Raw genomic sequence first — 400 nt, 5'->3', positions numbered from 1 at the left:
GCAAGGTTGAAAGCGTCGGATTATAACCGAAATTCAAGTCTGTCACAAGCAGACAATGCTGTCTGAAAATATTCTGTTTTCAGACGACCTCTATCCTCATCAAATCATCATTATTTATCCCGCCGTGACATTCCAGATAAACTTCAACATCATTCCCCTGCCAAACACAGGCAACAGCAAATCCATCAGACAACATCGCTGTCATTCCATGCCAATCCGAACATCCGCACACCTGTATTTCCCTTTTTCCATCTGCCGTAAATCGATAGCCAACCTTGCGCATATCCTCGGGAAAATCCAAATCCGCCGCCTTCAACAGTGCTTCTTTAATGCACCATAGTCGATAAAATTCCTCCTTATCCCAATCCCTGGATACCAAATATTCCTTTTCCCACTCAGC

General features: G+C 44.0%; 1 protein-coding gene. It reads right to left on the bottom strand.

The genetic code is table 11. The features are described 5' to 3' along the window. Nucleotides 1-79 precede the first annotated feature (79 nt). The coding region (locus tag ACTHS3_RS17145; RefSeq protein ID WP_440368659.1) for a 4'-phosphopantetheinyl transferase family protein at nucleotides 80-400 on the bottom strand (321 nt) is incomplete at its 5' end.

This window comes from Neisseria sp. P0009.S007 (assembly GCF_051962515.1).
The sequence above is the reverse complement of the archived record's forward strand: the minus strand, read 5'-3'. Positions and strand labels throughout refer to the sequence as shown.